At 52.2% G+C, this 414-nt stretch carries 1 protein-coding gene; it reads left to right on the top strand.

Translation table 11 applies throughout. The features are described from left to right. Window positions 1-414, top strand: a 414-nt coding sequence (locus ACH63V_RS18135; protein ID WP_396464328.1) for an Ig-like domain-containing protein, incomplete at both ends; no start/stop codon positions are given.

The raw sequence follows: 414 nt of genomic DNA, 5'->3' as shown, positions 1-414 counted from the left end.
GTCAAATAGTGACTGCGACAGCGACTGACCCAGCAGGTAACCCATCATTACCAGGTACAGGCACTGTAGATGCATTGGCACCGACCGTTGCCTTGAGTGACGTGTTAACCAACGACAGCACACCTGCGTTAACCGGTACAGTGAATGATCCGACTGCGACTGTGGTGGTGACTGTAGATGGGGTGGACTATCCAGCAGTCAATAACGGCAACGGTACCTGGACACTTGCAGACAATACGCTTCCAGTGTTGACCGATGGTCCACACACCGTAACTGTGACAGCGACCGACCCTGCAGGTAATGTGGGGATAACAGGTGCAGTGGTGACTATCGATACCACAGCACCGACAGTTGCGTTAAGTGATGTAACCACCAATGACAGTACACCTGCATTAACCGGTACAGTGAACGATC

The organism is Acinetobacter sp. ABJ-A23_2, from assembly GCF_044538765.1.
Lineage (GTDB): Bacteria > Pseudomonadota > Gammaproteobacteria > Pseudomonadales > Moraxellaceae > Acinetobacter > Acinetobacter nosocomialis_A.
This window is presented reverse-complemented; position numbering and strand designations above follow the sequence as displayed.